Source organism: Micromonospora arida (assembly GCF_003857035.1).
In the GTDB taxonomy this organism is placed as follows: Bacteria; Actinomycetota; Actinomycetes; order Mycobacteriales; family Micromonosporaceae; genus Micromonospora; species Micromonospora arida.
In genome coordinates this window covers 1-20,505 of the sequence record NZ_QGSY01000113.1, presented here as the reverse complement: position 1 = coordinate 20,505, position 20,505 = coordinate 1, and the positions used below count along the sequence as shown (strand labels likewise).

At 72.0% G+C, this 20,505-nt stretch carries 16 protein-coding genes; 13 read left to right on the top strand and 3 right to left on the bottom strand.

Translation table 11 applies throughout. The features are described 5' to 3' along the window. Nucleotides 1-7: 7 nt before the first annotated feature. Nucleotides 8-2,428 (bottom strand): DEAD/DEAH box helicase, encoded by a 2,421-nt coding sequence (locus tag DLJ58_RS05875; RefSeq protein ID WP_244218796.1) that lies wholly within the window; start codon nucleotides 2,426-2,428, stop codon nucleotides 8-10. Nucleotides 2,429-2,568: 140 nt separating this feature from the next. Between DLJ58_RS05875 and DLJ58_RS05870 the strand changes: the two genes are divergently transcribed. The 6 genes from DLJ58_RS05870 to topA all read left to right on the top strand — a co-directional run bounded on the left by DLJ58_RS05870 (nucleotide 2,569) and on the right by topA (nucleotide 10,611). Next, nucleotides 2,569-2,925: an STAS domain-containing protein gene (locus tag DLJ58_RS05870; RefSeq protein WP_091395433.1), complete on the top strand. Its 357-nt coding sequence runs from the start codon at nucleotides 2,569-2,571 to the stop codon at nucleotides 2,923-2,925. Next, nucleotides 2,922-3,359, top strand: a complete 438-nt coding sequence (locus tag DLJ58_RS05865; protein WP_030334228.1) for an ATP-binding protein — start codon at nucleotides 2,922-2,924, stop codon at nucleotides 3,357-3,359. The genes DLJ58_RS05870 and DLJ58_RS05865 overlap by 4 nt, the downstream gene beginning before the upstream one ends. A 316-nt stretch (nucleotides 3,360-3,675) precedes the next feature. Further along, complete coding sequence (locus tag DLJ58_RS05860) at nucleotides 3,676-6,036, top strand: sodium-translocating pyrophosphatase (RefSeq protein WP_124854214.1); 2,361 nt, start codon at nucleotides 3,676-3,678, stop codon at nucleotides 6,034-6,036. 51 nt (nucleotides 6,037-6,087) lie between these two features. Next, entirely contained in the window at nucleotides 6,088-6,627 is a 540-nt protein-coding gene (locus DLJ58_RS05855) for a hypothetical protein (protein WP_124854213.1), read from the top strand. Further along, on the top strand, nucleotides 6,618-7,430 hold the full coding sequence (locus DLJ58_RS05850; RefSeq protein WP_124854212.1) for a hypothetical protein: 813 nt from the start codon (nucleotides 6,618-6,620) through the stop codon (nucleotides 7,428-7,430). Before DLJ58_RS05855 ends, DLJ58_RS05850 begins: the two co-directional genes overlap by 10 nt. Before the next feature lie 349 nt (nucleotides 7,431-7,779). Further along, complete coding sequence (gene topA / locus DLJ58_RS05845; RefSeq protein WP_124854211.1) at nucleotides 7,780-10,611, top strand: type I DNA topoisomerase; 2,832 nt, start codon at nucleotides 7,780-7,782, stop codon at nucleotides 10,609-10,611. A 161-nt stretch (nucleotides 10,612-10,772) separates the two neighbouring features. Here topA and DLJ58_RS05840 read toward each other — a convergent pair whose 3' ends face one another. Continuing rightward, entirely contained in the window at nucleotides 10,773-12,089 is a 1,317-nt protein-coding gene (locus DLJ58_RS05840) for a D-arabinono-1,4-lactone oxidase (protein WP_124854210.1), read from the bottom strand. A 226-nt stretch (nucleotides 12,090-12,315) separates the two neighbouring features. On the opposite strand from DLJ58_RS05840, the gene DLJ58_RS05835 reads away from it, so the two are divergent. Continuing rightward, a complete protein-coding gene (locus DLJ58_RS05835; RefSeq protein WP_124854209.1) occupies nucleotides 12,316-12,921 on the top strand; it encodes a TetR/AcrR family transcriptional regulator in 606 nt (201 codons plus the stop codon). Nucleotides 12,922-12,969: 48 nt separating this feature from the next. On the opposite strand, the gene DLJ58_RS05830 is transcribed toward DLJ58_RS05835, so the two are convergent. After that, entirely contained in the window at nucleotides 12,970-14,178 is a 1,209-nt protein-coding gene (locus tag DLJ58_RS05830; RefSeq protein WP_124854208.1) for an amino acid deaminase/aldolase, read from the bottom strand. Between the two features lie 316 nt (nucleotides 14,179-14,494). Here DLJ58_RS05830 and tmk point away from each other — a divergent pair, with 316 nt between their 5' ends. The 6 genes from tmk to DLJ58_RS05800 all read left to right on the top strand — a co-directional run bounded on the left by tmk (nucleotide 14,495) and on the right by DLJ58_RS05800 (nucleotide 20,504). Next, nucleotides 14,495-16,585 carry a dTMP kinase gene (tmk, locus tag DLJ58_RS05825; RefSeq protein WP_279635838.1) on the top strand — a complete coding sequence of 697 codons (2,091 nt, stop codon included), beginning with the start codon at nucleotides 14,495-14,497 and terminating at the stop codon, nucleotides 16,583-16,585. Beyond that, the gene (locus tag DLJ58_RS05820; RefSeq protein WP_124854207.1) at nucleotides 16,585-17,847 is read left to right on the top strand and encodes a DNA polymerase III subunit delta'; all 1,263 of its coding nucleotides are present in this window, start codon (nucleotides 16,585-16,587) and stop codon (nucleotides 17,845-17,847) included. Before tmk ends, DLJ58_RS05820 begins: the two co-directional genes overlap by 1 nt. A 122-nt stretch (nucleotides 17,848-17,969) precedes the next feature. Continuing rightward, complete coding sequence (locus tag DLJ58_RS05815; RefSeq protein ID WP_007454690.1) at nucleotides 17,970-18,299, top strand: YbaB/EbfC family nucleoid-associated protein; 330 nt, start codon at nucleotides 17,970-17,972, stop codon at nucleotides 18,297-18,299. 1 nt (nucleotide 18,300) lies between these two features. After that, nucleotides 18,301-18,606: a type VII secretion target gene (locus DLJ58_RS05810; protein ID WP_124854206.1), complete on the top strand. Its 306-nt coding sequence runs from the start codon at nucleotides 18,301-18,303 to the stop codon at nucleotides 18,604-18,606. Continuing rightward, a complete protein-coding gene (locus DLJ58_RS05805) occupies nucleotides 18,606-19,286 on the top strand; it encodes a hypothetical protein (RefSeq protein ID WP_124854205.1) in 681 nt (226 codons plus the stop codon). Before DLJ58_RS05810 ends, DLJ58_RS05805 begins: the two co-directional genes overlap by 1 nt. Before the next feature lie 378 nt (nucleotides 19,287-19,664). After that, on the top strand, nucleotides 19,665-20,504 hold the full coding sequence (locus tag DLJ58_RS05800; protein ID WP_124854204.1) for a PSP1 domain-containing protein: 840 nt from the start codon (nucleotides 19,665-19,667) through the stop codon (nucleotides 20,502-20,504). The last annotated feature ends 1 nt before the right edge of the window (nucleotide 20,505 follow it).

Genomic DNA, 20,505 nt, shown 5'->3' with positions numbered 1-20,505 from the left:
AAGCCGCTCAGTCCGGCAGGTTCGTCAGCACCACGTCGAGTACCCGGATCGCGTCCGGCTTGGAGAGGGGGTTGTTGCCGTTGCCGCATTTCGGTGACTGCACACAGGACGGGCAGCCGGCCTCGCAGCCGCACTCCGCGATCGCGTCCCGGGTGGCCCGTAGCCACGCCGCCGCCGTCTTGTACGCCCGCTCGGCGAACCCGGCGCCACCCGGATGCCCGTCGTAGACGAAGACGGTCGGCGCGTCGGTGTCCGGGTGCAGCGCGGTGGAGAGCCCACCGATGTCCCACCGGTCGCAGGTCGCCATCAGCGGCAGCAGGCCGATCGCGGCGTGTTCGGCGGCGTGCAGCGCACCCGGCACGTCGGCCGGCTGGACCCCGGCGAGGGCCAACGACTGCGGTGACAGGGTGAACCAGACCGCCACCGTGCGCAGTTCCCGGGCGGGCAGGTCTAGCGGCCGGGTGTCGATCACCTCGCCGGTGGCGATCCGCCGCCGCTGGTACGACACGACCTGGCTGGTCACATCCACCTCACCGAGGAACATGCCGACCGGCCCGGCGTCCACGTAGGAGCGCACCGACACCACGGACAGCTCGGTGACGTCACGGGCGTGGGTGGACCAGTCGGGCTCCTCGGCGCGCACCAGCGCGCAACCGTCGGCCAGGTCGAGATGGTCGACCACGTACGAGACGCCCTGGTGCAGATAGACCGCGCCGGAGTGCAGCAGGAAGTGCGACGAGCCGCCGTCGACAGTGCCGAGCAGCCGGCCGGTCGACGACTCCACCACGGCGACCGGGGCGCCCCCCTCGCCGCGCAGATCCACGTCGGGCCGCTCCCGGTGCCGCCAGTACCAACCGGTGGGCCGCTGCCGCAGCGCCCCCGCCGCGACCAGCTCGTCGACCGCCTCCTTCGCTCCCTCGCCGAAGAGCGCCAGGTCGGCGGGGGTGAGCGGCGCCTCCACCGCGGCGCAGGCGAGCTGCGGTGCCAGCACGTACGGGTTGGCCGGGTCGAGCACCGTCGCCTCCACCGGCGCGCCGAAGATCGCCTCCGGGTGGTGCACCAGGTAGGTGTCCAGGGGGTCGTCCCGAGCCACCAGCACCGCGAGGGCCTCCTGCCCGGAACGCCCGGCGCGGCCCGCCTGCTGCCACAGCGACGCCCGGGTGCCCGGGTAGCCGCAGATCAGCACCGCGTCGAGCCCGACCAGGTCCACGCCCAGCTCCAGCGCGTTGGTCGAGGCCAGACCGAGCAGGTCGCCGGTCAGCAGGGCCCGTTCCAGCTCGCGCCGCTCCTCTCGCAGGTAACCGCCCCGGTAGGCGGCCACCCGGTCGCCGAGCCCCGGCACCGCGTCGTCCAGCGCTCGACGCGCGTTTGCGGCCACCACCTCGGCGCCCTTGCGGGAGCGGACGAACGCGAGCGTGCGTACCCCCTCGGCGACCGTGTCGGCGAGCAGGTCCGCGGTCTCGCGCAGCGCCGACCGACGGACCTGGTGAAGCTCGTCGTGCTCGCCCGTCGCCTGCGGCGGCACCGGGGAAGAGGCCGACGAGTCGGGTGGCAGCAGCGGCGGTTCCCAGAGTGCGAAGGTCACCCCGCCGCGCGGGGAGGCGTCCTCGGTGACCGCTGTCACCGGCAGGCCGGTCAGCCGTCCGGCGGCGGTGGCCGGGTCGCCGGAGGTGGCCGAGGCGAGCACGAACACCGGGGTGGCCCCGAACCGGGCGCACTGCCGACGCAGCCGACGCAGCACGTGCGCGACGTGCGAGCCGAACACGCCCCGGTAGGTGTGGCACTCGTCGATCACCACGTACGCGAGTCGGCGCAGGAAGCCGGACCACTGGGCGTGCCCGGGCAGGATGCCGTGGTGCAGCATGTCCGGGTTGGTCAGCACGAACCGGGAGTGCCGCCGGATCCACTCCCGCTCGGTGCGCGGAGTGTCCCCGTCGTAGCAGGCGGGGCGTACCCCCTCCAGCTCCAGCGCGGCGACGGCGCGCAACTGGTCCGCGGCGAGGGCCTTGGTCGGCGCCAGGTAGAGCACTGTGGCCCGGGGGTCGGCGAGCAGGGTGGCCAGGGCGGGCAGTTGGTACGCCAGTGACTTGCCGGACGCGGTGCCGGTGGCGACGACCACGTGCTGGCCCTCGTACGCCAGGTTGGCCGCCTCGGCCTGGTGCTGCCAGGGCGCGACCACGCCGCGCCCTGTGAACGCCGCGCGCAACTCCGCCGGTGCCCACGACGGCCACGGCGCGGGCACCCCGGCGCGGGCCGGAACCCGCTCGACGTGGGTGACCGGGTCGGCGGCACCCCGGGCGCGTAGCCGGCGCAGCAGGTCGGCAGGCGTTGGCCCAGGGCCGGGACCAGCGGATACGGTGGCCGCGGACGACGACTCCAGGTCGTGGCGCGGCTTGCCGCGCGCGGAGCTGAAGTCGTTGGAGGTCACGCCCTGCACTCTCGCACTGGTGTTCGGAGATGAAAAGTCGGACACCGGGGTAAGGGGAAGCCTCCGCTGGCGTTCGCAGGCCGCCCCGGCGGTAGTGGTTAGATGCCCACGAGAGTTTACGGCTCTTGCGAGGAGGACCGATGGAGCTGTCACTGGCGACCCGCACCGTGGGTGAGCACACGGTGCTCGAGGTTGGTGGTGAGGTGGACGTCTACACCGCGCCCCGGCTCCGTGAACGACTCCTCGAACTGATCGACGGTGGCGCCCGTCACGTGGTGGTGGACCTCGGTCGGGTGGATTTCCTCGACTCCACCGGGCTGGGCGTTCTGGTCGGTGCGCTCAAGCGGCTCCGCTCGGCGAGCGGTTCGTTCGCGCTGGTCTGCGACAAGGAGCCGTTGCTCAAGATCTTCCGGATCACCGCGTTGGACCAGGTGTTTCCGCTGCATCCGACGGTCGACGCGGCGATCAGCGCCGACTCGGCGGGCGCCGGCGCGTGATGGCGACAGTCAAGCTTTCGTTCTCGCCCGCTCCGGTGCACGTGCGCACCGCCCGGCTGGTCGGCGTCGCCGTCGCCCGGCGGGCCGGGGTGCGGGAGGACCTGCTGGACGAGGTGCGCCTGGCCATCGGTGAGGCGTGCACGCGCGCGGTGGCCCTGCACCGGCAGTACGGCCTGGCCGACCCGGTGCTGGTGGAGATGTCCGATGGTGGCTCGTACGCCGTGCGGGTGGTGGACCGGGCGCCGATCGAGGCGGGTATCGGTCTGACCGCGCTGCCGCCGGACGAGCTGGCCAACGAGTCGCTGACCGATGAGGCGCTGACCACCGGCGTGGGCTTCGCGCTGCTCGCCGGTTTCGTCGAGGACCTCCAGGTGCGCCCGGTCGACGAGGGCATCGGCACCGAGGTGCGGATGGTGTGGCCGGTCGGCCGCTGACGAGTTCCGCTGCGTAGGCCGCGTCCCCTGCTGGGGATGCGGCCTTCTTTGCATGGATCGGGCCCTATATCAGATTTCGTTTCATAACACAGCGACGAAGATCATCGCGACACGGTGCCACCTGGGTGTGACCTCCAACACTGCGGAGGGCTACAGTACCCGGGTTGTCAGCAAGTGACCTATCCCGCAGCCAGCGGGTATGGGTGTTCATCGCTGGTCCGCTGGTGGGTTGGCGCGCGCTTGCGAGTCCGCATCCAGGCGTCGGTCAGTGCGTCTCCACTCACCGGCGCGATTGTTCGGTAACAGGAGGACACAGATGTCCGAGACCTTGGCCGCCGACGGCGGCGGGCTTTCCCTTACCGGAAGCAACGTGACCTACGTCGTCATCGCCGCGGTCGTCGCGCTGGTGGCGCTCGGTTTTGCTGCCGCCCTCACGAAAACGGTGCTGGCCGCTGGTAAGGGCACCGAGAAAATGCAGGAGATCTCGGGGGCCGTCCAGGAGGGCGCCTCGGCCTACCTGCTCCGCCAGTTCCGCACCCTGGCGATCTTCGTCGTCATCGCCGTAGTGCTGCTCTTCCTGCTTCCGGTGCACGACACCGATGGCAGTGAGCTCGCGGTGAAGATCGGCCGCTCACTCTTCTTCGTGGTGGGCGCCCTGTTCAGCGCGTTCATCGGTGGCGCCGGCATGTGGCTGGCCACCAGAGCCAACCTGCGGGTGGCAGCCGCCGCGCGGGAGCGGGCAGGCGGCCGTGAGGCGGCCATGAAGATCGCCTTCCGGACCGGCGGCGTCGTCGGCTTCTTCACCGTCGGCCTTGGCCTCTTCGGTGCCGCGCTTGTCGTTCTGATCTACCGGGGTGACGCGCCGACAGTGCTCGAGGGCTTCGGCTTCGGCGCCGCGCTGCTCGCGATGTTCATGCGGGTCGGCGGCGGCATCTTCACCAAGGCCGCCGACGTCGGCGCCGACCTGGTCGGCAAGGTCGAGCAGGGCATCCCCGAGGATGACCCGCGCAACGCCGCCACCATCGCCGACAACGTGGGCGACAACGTCGGTGACTGCGCCGGCATGGCCGCCGACCTGTTCGAGTCGTACGCGGTGACGCTGGTCGCCGCACTGATCCTCGGCCGCGCCGCGTTCGGCGAGGAGGGCCTCGTCTTCCCGCTGATCATCTCCACCATCGGCGTGCTGATCGCGATCGTCGGCGTCTTCATCACCCGGCTGCGCGCTACCGACCGCAACGCCCTGACCGCGATCAACCGGGCCTTCTACCTGTCGGCGGTGCTCTCCGCGGTGCTGGTGGCGATCGCCGCCTTCGCGTACCTCCCGGCGACTTTCGGCGAGTTCGACAGCGGGCTCACCGACGCGCCCGGTAACCCCCGGCTGGTGGCCATCGGCGCAGTGGTGATCGGTATCGTGCTGGCCGCCGCGATCCAGGCGCTGACCGGCTACTTCACCGAGACCAACCGGCGACCGGTGCAGGACATCGGCAAGAGCTCGCAGACCGGTGCGGCCACCGTGATCCTGGCCGGCATCAGCATCGGCCTGGAGTCGGCGGTCTACTCGGCCCTGCTGATCGGCGCCGGCGTCTTCGGGGCGTTCCTCCTCGGCGGCAGCTCCATCACGCTGTCGCTGTTCGCGGTGGCGCTGGCCGGCACCGGCCTGCTCACCACGGTCGGCGTGATCGTGGCGATGGACACCTTCGGGCCGATCTCCGACAACGCCCAGGGCATCGCAGAGATGTCCGGTGACCTCGACGAGCACGGCGCTCGCACCCTCACCGAGCTGGACGCCGTCGGCAACACCACCAAGGCGATCACCAAGGGCATCGCGATCGCCACGGCGGTGCTCGCGGCGACCGCGCTGTTCGGCTCGTACACCGACTCGCTCCGCAGCGCGTACGCGACGGCTGGCGTCGGCGACGTCGGCAACGAGATCCTCAACTCGCTGAACGTGGCGAACCCGCGCAACCTGGTCGGCCTGATCATCGGCGCGGCGGTGGTCTTCCTCTTCTCCGGGTTGGCCATCAACGCGGTGTCCCGCTCGGCCGGTGCCGTGGTGATGGAGGTCCGCCGGCAGTTCCGTGAGCTGCCCGGCATCATGGACGGCACCCAGCGCCCGGAGTACGGCAAGGTCGTCGACATCTGCACCCGGGACGCGCAGCGCGAGCTGATGACCCCCGGCCTGCTCGCCATCCTGGCGCCGATCGCTGTCGGCTTCGGCCTCGGGCCCGGCGCGCTGGCTGCGTACCTGGCCGGTGCGATCGGTGCCGGCACGCTGATGGCGGTGTTCCTGTCCAACTCCGGTGGGGCCTGGGACAACGCCAAGAAGCTGGTCGAGGATGGCGCGTACGGCGGAAAGGGCTCCGAGTCGCACGCCGCCACGGTCATCGGCGACACCGTCGGCGACCCGTTCAAGGACACCGCCGGCCCGGCGATCAACCCGCTGATCAAGGTGATGAACCTGGTCTCGCTGCTGATCGCACCCGCCGTGGTGGCCTGGAGCGTCGGCGACGACCGCAACGTCGGCCTGCGGGTCGGCATCGCGCTGGTCGCGACGCTGATCATCGTGGCGTCGGTGGTGTTCAGCAAGCGCAAGGGCATCGCGATGTCCGACTCGGACGCCGATGGCAACACCGGCGCGGGCAGCACCGATCACCGCCCGGAGACGGTCAACGCCTGATCCAGGAACGGCCCGATGCCACGCCTGGCCAAAGGCCGTACGCTGCAACGCATGCGTACGTGCCGGGCGTCTGCCGCCGGAAAGCTCACGGTGGTCCTGGCCACGATCGTCGTTCTGGCCGGCTGCGGCGGGGGTCCCAGCCCACGGGCCTGGGCGGCATCAGTCTGCGGCGCCCTCACCCCGTGGCGCTCCGAGATCAACAAGCTGACCAGCAGCACGGACGAGCAGATGACCGCGCAGACCACGCCGGCGCAGGCCAAGGAGAACCTGGTGCGGCTCTTCGATGGGGCGGAGCAGGCCAGCGAGGCCGCGCGCCGCAAGGTGGAGAAGGCGGGCGTCCCGGAGGCGGAGAACGGCGAGGCCATCTCCGCTGGTTTCCGTAGCTCCCTGGGGAAGATGCGGGACGCGTACGGCCGTGCCCGGGACACCATCGACGGCCTGGGCACCGGAGAGCCGACCGTCTTCTACGACGGCGTGCGGGCCGCCGTGGAGACCCTCAACAAGGAGTACGACGCCAGCGCGCTGGACACCAGCAAGCTCAACTCCGAGGAGTTGAAACAGGCATTCGACGAGGTGCCGGAGTGTCGCTGAGCGGGTTCGGTGACACCGGGAAGGCGCAGCCGCCCCCGGCGCTGTTCCCCGCGCCCGAGTCCGACACGCCCACTCCCGGGCGACGCCGCGGCGGCGCGCCGCAGACCGGCCCGGCGCAGACCGGCCCGTCCCGCGACGGCGCGCCGCAGAGCGGCCCGGGGCAGCACGGGCCGGCGCGGCCGGGTTTCCCCCAGCAGGGCCCGTCCCAGGGTGACGACGCGGGCCGGCAACTTGTCTTCTTCGGCGCGGACGCGGCCGAACCGACCGTCGCCGACCTGGCCGGGCTGCTCGCCGGGCCGGGCGAGGTGGTCCGGATGGGCGGCACCGCCCGGCTCTCGGTGCAGGTGGACGCCGCCTGGCGGGTCCACGTGCTCGTCGCCGAGCTGGCGTCGCGGGGGCTGGCGGCGAGCTGGCAGCCGACCGAGGGCGAGCGACACGCCGTTCGTACGTCGTACACCCGGGTCTTGAAGCCGCTCGCGGCCGCTTGGCTGCACGGTACGACGAAACGCCCGCCGGCCGCGTTCCACCTGACCGGTCGACGGTTGCGGCTGTGGCTCGCCGCCGCGGGGACGCCGGAGCCTCCGGACTGCTTCCTGTTGCGGCTGGGTGCCGACGACCAGGAGTGTTGGGAGCCGATCGGCGTGGCGCTTGCCTCGGCGGGGCTGGCTGGGCCGCTGCTCGGTCCGAGTGAGGGCGGCCCGGCGTACCGGATCACCGGCCGTCGCCGGTTGGCGCGGCTCGCCGAGCTGGTAGGCCAACCACCGCGCGCCGCGCCCACCAACGCCTGGCCAACCCGCTCCTGAATCGGTCATTCCGCCCAGGTCGGTGGTGCCGGTCGGGTGTCCGGTGCCGGACAGCCGGCGGGTCGATCCAAGCGGAAAACGGGCGTGTCGGGCCTCGCCCATGGGTCCGCCATCGTCACAGTGACCCGCTTCGAGCCCTACCCACGGTGTACGGTGGCGCCGTCCGGCAGTGCCGAGCGCGGCGGGGCGGTGTCGACCGCCGCGTCGAAGCGGTTTGCGGCCCGCGAAACCCGAAACGCGGGCGGCGCGTTACGTTGGACATCCGGACCGCCGGTGCGACGGCGGGGTCGAAAGCGGTCGCTGTCCGGGCGCCGGCGGGCCACGAGCAGGAGTGAGGTCGGGGAGAGACGTGCCGAGCAACGCTGGAACCACCCGTCTGGTCATCGTCGAGTCACCGGCGAAGGCCAAGACGATCTCGGGCTACCTTGGCCCGGGGTACGTCGTGGAGGCCAGCTTCGGTCACGTCCGCGACCTGCCGCGCAACGCCGCCGATGTGCCGGCCAAATACAAGAAGGAGCCCTGGGCCCGGCTCGGGGTGGACGTCGACAACGGCTTCCAGGCGCTCTACGTCGTCTCCGCCGACCGTAAGCAGCAGATCAGCAAGCTGGTCAAGCTGGCCAAGGAGGTCGACGAGATCTTCCTGGCGACGGATGAGGACCGCGAGGGCGAGGCCATCGCCTGGCACCTGGTCGAGACGCTGAAGCCCAAGGTGCCGGTCAAGCGGATGGTCTTCCACGAGATCACCAAGCCGGCGATCCAGGCTGCGGTGGCCAACCCCCGGGAGATCGACCGCGACCTGGTCGACGCCCAGGAGGCCCGCCGGATCCTCGACCGGCTCTACGGCTACGAGGTCTCCCCGGTGCTGTGGAAGAAGGTCATGCCGCGGCTCTCGGCTGGCCGGGTGCAGTCCGTGGCGACCCGCATCGTGGTCGAGCGGGAGCGGCAGCGGATGGCCTTCCGCACCGCCGAGTACTGGGACATCCTGGCCACCCTTGCCGTGGCGAACGCCGGCGAGGGGCCACGAAACTTCAATGCGACCCTGATCGCCCTGAACGGCGACCGGATCGCCACCGGTAAGGACTTCGAGCCGACCACCGGTCGCGTCCGGGCCGGTGCTGGCGTCGTGCACCTCGACGAGAGTGGTGCCCGGGGTCTCGCGGCCCGACTGGAGGGGCGGCCGTTCACCGTCACCCGGGTCGAGGAGAAGCCCTACCGCCGTCGCCCGTACGCGCCGTTCATCACCTCGACCCTCCAGCAGGAGGCGGCCCGCAAGCTGCGCCTGTCCTCGCAGCAGACGATGCGCACCGCGCAGCGCCTGTACGAGAACGGCTACATCACCTATATGCGTACCGACTCGGTCAACCTGTCGGAGACCGCCATCTCGGCGGCCCGCCGGCAGATCGTCGAGCTGTACGGCGAGCGCAGCGTGCCGCCGGAGCCGCGCCGCTACACCGGCAAGGTGAAGAACGCGCAGGAGGCACACGAGGCGATCCGCCCGGCGGGGGACAACTTCCGCACCCCGGGCGAGGTGGCCAAGGAGCTGTCGGCCGAGGAGTTCAAGCTCTACGAGCTGATCTGGCGGCGCACCATCGCCTCGCAGATGACCGACGCGGTCGGCTCCAGCGTCTCGGTGCGCATCCGGGCGGTCTCCACCTCGCAGGAGGAAGCCGACTTCGGCGCGACCGGCAAGACCATCACCGACCCGGGCTTCCTGCGCGCCTACGTCGAGTCCAGCGACGACGAGAACGCCGAGGCCGAGGACGCCGAGCGCCGGCTGCCCACCCTGGTCAAGGACCAGCCGCTGACCGCCGACGAGCTGGCCGCCCAGGGCCACCACACCCAGCCGCCGTCGCGCTACACCGAAGCGTCGCTGGTGAAGGCCCTGGAAGAGCTGGGCATCGGCCGCCCGTCGACCTACGCGTCGATCATGCAGACGATCCAGGACCGGGGGTACGTCACCAAGCGCGGGCAGGCGATGATCCCGACGTTCCTGGCCTTCGCGGTGATCGGGCTGATGGAGCGGCACTACCCCCGCCTGATCGACTACGACTTCACGGCCACCATGGAGAACGAGCTGGACGAGATCGCCGGCGGTGACCACGCTGCGGTCGACTTCCTCACGGCGTTCTACTTCGGCAGCTCCAACGGTGCCGGCGACCAGGACATCGCCCGTTCCGGTGGGCTCAAGAAGCTGGTCACCGAGAACCTCAGCGACATCGACGCCCGCAGCGTCAACTCCATCCCGCTCTTCACCGACGACGACGGCCGCGAGGTCGTCGTGCGGGTCGGCCGCTACGGGCCGTACCTGCAACGTGAACTGCCCGGCGGTGAGCAGCCGGCACCGGCCGCCGAGGGCGAGGAGGGTGGCACCCAGGGTGACCGGGCGCCGATCCCCGAGGGCCTGGCCCCGGACGAGCTGACCCCGGAGAAGGTGCACGAGCTGTTCCTGGGCGGCAGCGGCGAGCGCAAGCTCGGCGACGACCCCGGCACCGGCGAGCCGATCGTGCTCAAGTCCGGCCGGTTCGGCCCGTACGTGTCCAGCGGCGAGCGGAAGTCCTCGCTGCTGCGTACGCAGACCCCGGACTCGCTGACCCTGGAGGAGGCGCTCAAGCTGCTCAGCCTTCCCCGGCTGATCGGTGTCGCGCCGGACGGCGTCGAGGTCTTCGCGAACAACGGTCGCTACGGCCCGTACGTCAAGCGGGGCGAGGAGTTCCGTTCGCTGGAGTCCGAGGATCAGATGTTCACGGTTGGCCTGGACGAGGCGCTGGCTCTGCTGGCCGCCCCGAAGGCCCGTGGACGGCGAGCCGCGGCACCCCCGTTGCGCGAGATGGGCGTGGACCCGGCGAGCGAGAAGCCGTTGGTGATCAAGGACGGCCGGTTCGGCCCGTACGTGACCGACGGGGAGTTCAACGCGTCGCTGCGGCGCGGGCAGACGCCGGAGGCGCTGACCATCGAGGAAGCGTCCGAGATGTTGGCCGAGAAGCGGGCGAAGGGTCCGGCGCCGCGGAAGAAGGCGGCGGCGAAGAAGGCGCCTGCGAAGAAGGCCACGGCCACCAAGAAGACGGCGGCTGCCAGCAAGTCCACGGCCGCGAAGAAGACGACCACTGCCAAGACGACGGCAGCGAAGAAGGCTCCGGCCAAGAAGGCCGCCCCGCGCAAGGCCGCGACCAGCACGGAGTAGCCCGCCCGCCGCCCCTGGTCTATTCAGATCTTGGACAGTTTCCGTTCCGTCGGAACGGAAACTGTCCAAGATCTGGTTATGGCTGCTGTTTTCCGGCTCGACAGCCTCGATCCATCCCGGCCACCGACACCTCGCGGCTGGCGGGCGCCGACGGAAGCCCGTCAGACCCCGAGGACGTGGGTCAGGTGGGGGTTGGTGAAGACGCGGTGGGGGTCGAGCCGGTCGCGGACGGCCTGGAAGTCCGCGAAGCGGGGGTACGCCGTGGCCAGCGAGGCGGCGTCGCGGTAGTGCAGCTTGCCCCAGTGCGGGCGACCGCCCAGCCCGGCGGCCACCTGCTCGAAGGCCCGGAAGTACGGCTCGTACGGCATGCCGACGTACTGGTGCACGGCGATGTAGGCGTTGTCCCGGCCGTAGCCGTGCGACAGCCAGATGTCGTCGGCGGCGGTGAACCGCACCTCCACGGGGAAGAGCACCTTGAACGGCAGGCCGTCCACGATCCGCTGGAGCGCGGCGAGCGCCTCGGGCAACGCCTCGCGGGGCAGGCCGTACTCCATCTCCACGAAGCGGACCCGGCGCGGCGTGCAGAAGACCCGGTCGGAGCGGCCGGTGTACTGGCGTTCGGTGAGGGCGCGGGCGGAGACCGCGCTGATCCCCGGGGCCAGCGCGGGCACGGCCCGGCCGAGTCGACAGGCCCCGGCGAAGACCCGGTTGGACAGGAAGTCGTCGTCCACCCAGCCGCGCCAGCGGGACAGCGGCCGGTCGTTGGCGGTTACGCGGTCGTTGGCCTTGACCTGGACCCGCGACGTGTACGGGAACCAGTAGAACTCGACGTGGTCGTGCCGGCCGATCAGCTCGGGCAGTTCGCCGAGCACGTCGGCCAGTTCGGCCGGTCGTTCGTGGGCGCGCAGGACGAAGGCGTCCACGCAGCGCAGGGTCACCTCGACCAGGACGCCGAGCGCGCCGAGTGACACCCGGGCGGCGGCGAGGACGTCGGGATGCTCGTCGGCGGAGCAGCGCAACACCTCGCCGGTGCCGGTGACCATCGTGATCGCCTCGACGAAGGTGGAGAGGCACCCGTAGCCGGCTCCGGTGCCGTGGGTGCCGGTGGAGATCGCCCCGGCGACGGTCTGCGCGTCGATGTCACCGAGGTTGGGCAGCGCGAGGCCGTGTCGGGCGAGCAGGCCGTTGAGCGCGTGCAGGGTCATTCCCGCAGGCACGGTGACCAGTCGGTGTGCGACGTCCACGCTGACCAAGGTGTCCAGGTCGGACAGATCCATCCGACGGTCGTCGGCGAGCGCGACGGCGGTGAACGAGTGGCCGCTGCCCGTCACCCGGATCCGACCGCCGTCGGCGGCGGCAGATCTGACGGCTTCTGCGACGTCGGTCGGCGAGCCTGGGCGCAGGATCGCGCTGGCGCTGCCACGCTGGTTCCCGGCCCAGTTGGACCATCCAGCCCCGAGCGGTGCGGTGCGGACCATGCGCGCTCCTCATTCATGAATATGAACTGACTTCATATCAGGAACGTTCTAGCTGGTAAATACCGCAATTGCGATCCGCTCGTTGTACCGGTAGTCACGGACTCGTGACGTGGAGATATGTTCATCCGTCGAAGGGGGGTGGCGCAGAGTGTCCACACCAGCCGCCACGACCGGGCCGCTGCGCCGCGTACCGGTGCAAGGTCGAAGTGTCGCGCGGGTACAGCGCATGTTGGATGCCTGCGCCGAACTCGTCGACGAGGTGGGGTACGAAGGGCTGACCACCACCCTGCTCGCCGAGCGGGCCGAGGTGGCGATCGGGTCGGTCTACCAGTTCTTTCCGGACAAGCGGGCGATCGTGCAGGCGTTGACCCTGCGGACCATGGAGTCCTACCTCCAGCGCCTCGACGAGCGGTTCGCCTCCGACGAGATGACCCACTGGTGGGACGGCGTCGACGCGGGCATCGACGAGTACATCACGATGCACCGCACCGTCCCCGGCTTCCGTACCCTGCACTTCGGCGACGTGGTCGACCTGCACCTGCTCGACGAGCAGCGGGACAACAACGGCGTGATCGCCGACCAGTTGGCCCGGGTGCTCACCGAGCGTTTCGGGCTCACCGACGTGCCCAAGCTGCGCTTCGTGCTGGAGATCGCGGTCGAGGCGGCGGACGCGCTGATCAAGCTCGCGTTCCGCCGGAAGCCCGAGGGCGACGAGCGGGTGCTGCTGGAGGCGAAGGCGTTGATCCGGGAGTACCTGCACCGCCAGGTGGACGGCTCGGACAACGGCCGGTCCACCGTCGGCAAGCATGCTGAGGCGCCCCAACCGGCCTGAGTCGGCGTGGGCGCGGGCCCGACCGGCGGTGAGGGCGGCTGTCCGGTCTCAGAGGAAGGCCTGCCCCTCACCCCGGTAGGTGGGCACCGTCGCCACCACCGCGTCCCCCTCGATCAGGTGCAGCTCGTTGATCCGTTCACACAGCTCACCTGCCTTGGCGTGCCGGAACCACACCCGGTCGCCGACGTTCAGCCCGGCCGCCGCCGCTCCGGACAGCGGAGTCTGCACCTCGCCGGCGCCCTCGGTGCCGACGAGCTTCAGCCCCGCCGGTAGCCACGGCCGGGGCAGTCGACTGTCGGCGGCCGGGCCGGAGGCGATCCAGCCACCGCCGAGCACCGTCGCCAGCTCCGGCGTCGGTCGGCGGACCACCGTGCAGGCGAAGAACGCCGCAGGGGTGGGCCGCCAGGCGCGGTACGCGTCGAACAGGGTCGGCCCGTACAGGCCCGATCCCGCGGTGACCTCGGTGACCGCGGGATCGGCGCTGGTCGCGGCCACGCTGCCGGTGCCGCCGCCGTTGACGAACTTCAGGTCGGCGTGCTCGCGTACCGCGGCGACCGCCGCGCCACGGCGGGCCAGCAACTCGCGGTACGACCCGCGCTGGGCCAGCCTGATCGCGCCGGCCAGCAGCGTCTGCCCCGGCGGCGCGTCGCCCAGGCCGGCGATCTGCGCCTCGTACGACATCAGCCCGACCAGCCGGAAGCCGGGCCGACCGGCGACGGCGGCGGCGAGCGCGCCGGCCGCCCGTGCGCTGTGCACCGGTGAGCGGCGGACGCCGACATGCACCCGACCGCGCAGCGGTCGCCAGGAGGCGTCCAGATCCAGGCAGAGCCGTAGCTCGGCGCGTTGCCCCGGTGCCGTGATGGCGTCGATGAGGTCGAGTTGGCCAGTGCCGTCGATCATCAGGGTGATCGCGGCGGCGAGCGTCGGGTCGGCGCCCAGCTCGGCGAGGGCGGCCCGGTCCGCGCTCGGGTACGCGACCAGCACGTCGTCGCTGACGCCGGCGCGGACCAGCCAGATCGCCTCGGGCACTGTGAACGCCATCACGCCCTGCCAGCCGGGCCGCGCGAGGGCTCGACCGATCAACTCCCTGCTGCGGACCGACTTGCTGGCGAGGCGGACCGGTTTTCCCGCGGCGCGCTCGGCCAGGGCGACCGAATTGGCGTCGAAGGCAGTGAGGTCGACCACCGCGTACGGGGGGTCGAGGTGGGCAGTCGCCCGATCCAGGCGCTCGCGAAGTTTGTCGCTTTCGATGGCCACGTCTGCACGCTAACTGTCTGACGGAGAATGCGAAATACCCTCGCGTACGTCCGGGCTGCGGTCGGTACCTTCGGCGGCCTAGGCTCAGCGAGCAGGAGAATGTCGCCCGGGGGGTGGCCCCCACCGGGTCTAGAGTGTTGCACCGGAGGTGCCCAGCGATGGGCCGGCACGTGGAGGTACGGCCATCGAAAGCCAGAACAGCGGCGAGTCGCCCGGCGTGTCGCGCTCGGGTGACCAGTCGGGCAACGCCGCCAAGCAGCCCAACGGCGGGCAGGTTGATCCGTCCGGTTATGCCGCGATCCGATCCGTCCTGCGCATCCGGCCGTTCCGCCGGCTCTGGATCGTGCTCGGCGCCGCCTCCTTCGGTGACTGGCTCGGCCTCCTGGCCACCGCACTCTTCGCCGCCTCGCAGGTGCAGGGCAGCACCGCCCAGGGCGCCGCGTTCGGCGGGGTCACCGCGATCCGGCTGCTGCCCGCGCTGGTGCTCGGCCCGGTGGCCGGCGTCTTCGCCGACCGGTTCGACCGGCGCTGGACGATGGTCATCTGTGACCTGCTGCGCTTCGTGCTCTTCGCCTCCATTCCGCTCTACGCCCTCAGCGGCGCCGCGGGCGGCCTGGTGGTCGGCTGGGCGCTGATCGCCACCTTCCTGATCGAGTCGCTCACCCTGCTCTGGATCCCGGCCAAGGAGGCCGCGGTCCCGAACCTGATCCCGCGGGCCCGGCTGGAGGCGGCCAACCAGCTCACCCTGATCACCACCTACGGCCTCACCCCGGTCGCCGCCGCCATCGGCCTCGCCGTGCTCGACCGTGGCGTCCGTGGTGCCGTCGGCGGCGACCTGCCCTCCTGGGCCGAGCCGGCCCAGCTCGCACTCTGGTTCAACGCCTTCTCCCGGCTCGCCACCGCACTGGTGGTGGCATTCGGGATCAAGGAGATCAGTGAGGCGCAGCGCGGCGAGGCGGAGCGTGCCGAGCAGAGCATGTTCCGGCAGTTCTCCGAGGGCTGGAAGTACATCGGCCAGACCCCGCTCGTCCGCGGCCTGGTGCTGGGCATCTTCGGCGCGTTCGCCGGCGGCGGCATCGTGGTCGGTACTGCCAAGTTCTTCGCCAACTCACTGGGCGCCGGTGATGCCGCGTTCTCGCTGCTCTTCGGCGCGATCTTCGTCGGTCTGGCGCTCGGCATCGGGCTCGGCCCGATGGTCGTCAAGGAGATGTCCCGGCGTCGCTGGTTCGGCATGAGCATCGTGCTGGCCAGCGCCGCCGTGATGACCCTCGCCTTCGCCATCCACCTGTCCATGGCGATCGTCGGCGCGGTGCTGGTCGGCGCCGGTGCCGGGATGGCCTTCCTGGCCGGCACCACGCTGCTGGGCGGGGAGGTGGCCGACGAGGTGCGCGGCCGGGTCTTCGCGGTGGTGCAGATCGGCACCCGACTGGTGCTGATCCTGGCCATCGGGCTGAGCAGCGTGTTGGTCGGCGTCGGTGGCTCGCGCAAGCTGGAGATCGCCGACCTCGGCATCTCCGTCTCCTCCACCCGACTGCTGCTGCTCGCCGCCGGTGCCGCCGGCATCTTCGCCGGGATCAGCGCGTTCGGCCAGATGGACGACAAGAAGGGCGTCCCGGTCCTCGCCGACCTGTGGGGCTCCATCCGGGGCCGTCCGCTGATGCCCGCCGAGCCGTTCGTCTCCGCCGGGCTCTTCGTGGTCTTCGAGGGCGGCGAGGGCGCGGGGAAGTCCACCCAGCTCACCGCGCTCTCCGAGCGGCTGCGCGGTCACGGCCGAGAGGTAGTGGTCACCCGCGAGCCGGGGGCCACCGGCGTCGGCCGGCGAATCCGGTCGCTGGTGCTGGACACCTCCGGCGACGACGCGCCCTCCCCCCGGGCCGAGGCGCTGCTGTACGCCGCCGACCGGGCGCACCACGTGGCCACCGTCGTCCGGCCCGCGCTGGTCCGGGGCGGCGTGGTGATCAGCGACCGGTACGTCGACTCGTCCCTGGCGTACCAGGGCGCCGGCCGGACACTGCCCGTCGATGAGGTCTCCTGGCTCTCCTCCTGGGCCACCGGTGGGCTCAAGCCCGACCTGGTGGTGCTGCTGGACGTCGAACCGCGCACCGGCCTGTCCCGGGTGGCCTCGCGCAACACCGGCACCGACCGGCTGGAGGCCGAGTCGATCGCCTTCCACGAGCGCGTCCGGTACGCGTTCCTCGACCTCGCCGCCGCCGACCCGAAGCGCTACCTGGTGCTCGACGCGTCCCGGCCGGCCGACGAGATCACCGGGCTGGTGGTCCGGCGGGTCGAGGAGATGCTCGGCAAGCCGGGCGGCATCGTGCACCCGCGGCCGGCGCAGGGCCCGGACACCTCGGTGCAGCCTGAGTTATCCGACGCGGAGCTGGTGACGATGGAGCACAAGACCTGATGCCGGACGTCTTCGCCGACCTGGTCGGTCAGGACGAGGCGGTGGTCGAGCTGCGGCGCGCCGCCGCCGCGGCAGCCGCCGTGCTGCGTGCTGGCGCGGCCGCGTTGGTCACCGCCGGCCCGGCCAGTGGTAACGGGTCCGCGGCCGACGACGCCGCGACCGGCGGGCTGGACCCGGCCGCCGGGATGACGCACGCGTGGATCTTCACCGGGCCACCCGGCTCCGGCCGCTCGGTCGCCGCACGGGCGTTCGCCGCCGCACTCCAGTGCGTGCACGGCACCGGCTGCGGTGAGTGCCCCGGTTGCCACACGACAATGGGCGGCAGCCACGCCGACGTGCGGATGGTGGTGCCGGAAGGGCTCTCCATCGGCGTCGGCGAGATGCGCGCGCTGGTGCTCCGCGCGGCCAGCACCCCGTCCGGCGGGCGCTGGCAGGTGGTGGTCATCGAGGACGCCGACCGGCTCACCGAGGCCGCCGGCAACGCGCTGCTCAAGGCGATCGAGGAACCCCCACCGCGGACGGTCTTCCTGCTCTGCGCCCCGTCCACCCACCCGGACGACATCTCGGTGACCATCCGGTCGCGCTGTCGGGTCGTACCCCTGCGGCAGCCGCCGGCCGCCGCGGTGGCCGAGGTGCTGGTTCGTCGGGACGGCATCGCCCCCGACGTGGCGCGGTGGGCGGCGGCGGCCGCGCAGGGCCACGTGGGTCGGGCCCGCAGGCTGGCCCGCGACCCGGAGGCCCGCAAACGACGCGAGGCGGTGCTCGGGGTGCCCCGCCGGTTGACCGGGGTCGGCGCGGCGTTCGACGCGGCGTCGGCGCTGATCGAGGCGGCCGAGGCGGAGGCCGACGCGTCGGTCACCGAGGCCGACACGACCGAGCGGGCGGCACTGGAGACCGCGCTCGGCGCGGGCGGCACCGGCCGGGGCGCGGCCGGCGCCATGCGAGGCGCTGCCGGGCAGCTCAAGGAGCTGGAGAAGCGGCAGAAGTCCCGGGCCACCCGGGCCCAGCGGGACGCACTGGACCGGGCGCTGGTCGACCTCGCGGGCTTCTACCGGGACGCGCTCACCATGGCGCTGCGCGCACCCGTCGCCCCGGTGCACACCGACACGGCCGCGCTGGCCGGCGCCGGCGCGCAGAAGTGGGACGCCGAGGGGGCGCTGCGCCGCTTGGAGGCCGTGCTCGCCTGCCGTGCGGCGATCGAGGCGAACGTCAAGCCGCGGATCGCGGTCGAGGCGATGATGCTCGCCCTCTGGAAGGGCTGACCCGCGCTTCCCGGCCGTTGTCCACAGGCATCGACAGGTCCGATTGCGGTGCGGTACGGTCCGTGTGCCGTGGTAACGGTGGCACCACACTGAGTGACGGATCACCCGGGAGGAGTCGGCCGATGCCGCGGGGGGAGATCGACGAAGCCTGGATCGAGGAGGCGGTGCGACGCTACCGCCGGATCGAGTCCCTCCAGGCCGAGTTCGACCAGGCGGTGTCGACCGTCGAGGTGACCGTCCGCTCGCCGGACGGTCTGGTCGAGGTGGTGGTCACCGCCGGTGGACGGATCACCGACGTCCGGTTCCTCGGGCCGCTGCACACCCGCAGCCCCCGCGACGTGGCCGGTTCCGTGCAGGCCGCGGTCACCGCGGCGGCCGACGCCGCCGAATGGGCCCGGGAAAAGCTGCACAATGAGACGTTCGCCGCCTACCGACCGCTCGCGGGGGCCTGAAATGGACACACTGCGCGCGCTCTCCGCCCGACTGGACGAGGCGAGCGCCACGCTCACCGTCGTTTCGCACACCGTCACCGCCAGCGATCCCGCCCATGCCGCGTTCGGCGCCGACGCACCGGGCCGCCCGGGCGAGATCGGTCGGGCGCTGCACCGGCAGTGGACCACCGCCACCGACGACCGGGCCCGTGAGGCCCGCGCCGCTGCCGGTCGACTGGCCGCCGCCGCGGCCGCCGTGCGGGAGGCCGCCGACCGCTACGCCGAGGTCGACCGGGCGGCCCGCCGCCGGCTCATCGGGGAACCGTGATGGACGCGCTGGACCGGCTCGCCGAGCCCGGCCTCGACCTGCTCCGCCGGGTGGACAGGCTGATCGCGGCCGGCGTCCCCGAGGGGCACCGGGTCTGGCCGCTGCTGCGCCGCATGCAGGTGCTGCCGGGCGACGCGGTTCGCGGCTTCCTCGACCTGCACCCGGTGCCGCTCGCCAGCGCCGGCCACGCGGTGCGCCGGCTCGTCCGGGGGTACGACGACGTCTCCGCCGCGCTCACCGACTCGGTGCTCTGGTCCGGTGCGGCCGCCACGGCGTACGGGCAACAGCGGGCGGCGCTGCTGCGTCACCTCGACGAGGGGCCGGACAGCCTGGTCGGGCGACTCGAATCCACCGCCGGTTACGCCGACGCCCTCGCCGACTGGGTGGAGGGCAGCCGACTCGCGCTGGCCCGCACCCTGGCCGACGTGCTCCGCTCGGCCGAAGCGGTCGCCGTGGTCGCCGCCACCGCCACCGGTCCGTCGACGCGCCCCGGGCCGGTCGGGCCCGGTGTGGCCGACGCCGCCGAGATCGCCGCACGGGTGCTGGCGGTGCTCTGCGTCGCGTACGACGGTGCGGAAACGCTGCTGCGTCAGTGGGCGCCGAGCCTGGCCGAGACCGCGTGGCGTCCGCCGACGGACGGGCGGCCTCGCTACGACCAGCCCACCCGGGTCGGCTGGTAACCGGACCTCGGCCCTCCGGCCGTGGCGCTGTTGCCCCGGACCTCGGTCCTACGGCCGTGGCGCTGTGGCCCCCGATCTCGGTCCTCTGGCTGCGGCGGTGTTGCCCCGGACAGGCCACGGCGTCGCTCGTGGGCGCCTGACCTGAGCCGGCGTCCACGGCGACGCCGTGGTCTTCCCCCTGCACCCCCCGCAGGTCTGCCTCCACTCAACGCCGCCGAGGCCCGTCTTGTCTCCTGCCCGGCCCCGGATTCAACCGTCCGGGCGAGCAGCAACGGCACGACGGGACGCCCTGCAATAGGTCAAGTCGACGGTCATGAATGGCAGCGGGGCGTAGCCGGCCGGTGCGCCTTGCACCGTGACCCGTCGTAGGGTGGGGGGATGGGCATGCTCTGCGCGGTCAGCTTCAACCGGTACGGGCGGCTCTACTACCTCGACCCGGGCGAGTTGCGTCCGCAGGTGGGCGACCGGGTGCTGGTGCCCACCGATGACGGGCCCGAGGTGGCGGAGTGCGTGTGGGCCGCGCAGTGGGTTACCGAGGAGACCGACGGCTTCCCCCGCCTGGTCGGGCTGGCCGGTGACGACGACCTCCTCCGGGACGAGGCGTTGCGTCGGCGCAAGGCCGAGGCGAAGGTGGCCGCGAAACGGCTGATCCGCGCGCACGGCCTGCCGATGAAGGTGGTGGCGGTCGACCATGTGCTGGGCTCCGCCGAGAGCGGCGGTGAGCGCAGCACCGTGTACTTCACCGCCCCGCACCGGGTGGACTTCCGGTCCCTGGTCCGCGACCTGGGCGCGACCCTGCACTGTCGGGTGGAGCTGCGTCAGCTCTCCGCACGCGACTCCGCACGGGTGCAGGGCGGCATCGGCTCCTGCGGTCGGGACCTGTGCTGCGCCACGTTCCTCACCGACTTCGAGCCGGTGACCATCCGGATGGCGAAGGACCAGGACCTACCGCTCAACCCGTTGCGCATCTCCGGCGCGTGCGGTCGGCTGATGTGCTGCCTCAAGTACGAGCACCCGCTGTACCAGCGCTTTCAGGAGACCGCCCCGGCGGTCGGCAGTCGGGTCTCCACCCCTGAGGGTGACGGCCGGGTCGTCGGCCACAGCGTCCCCCGCGACGCGGTGACGGTACGCCTGGACGCCGACGGCTCCCGCTGCTCCTGCTCCCGAGCCTCCGTCTGCGCCCCCCGCCAGGCCCACGACCAGCACTACACCCCCTAAC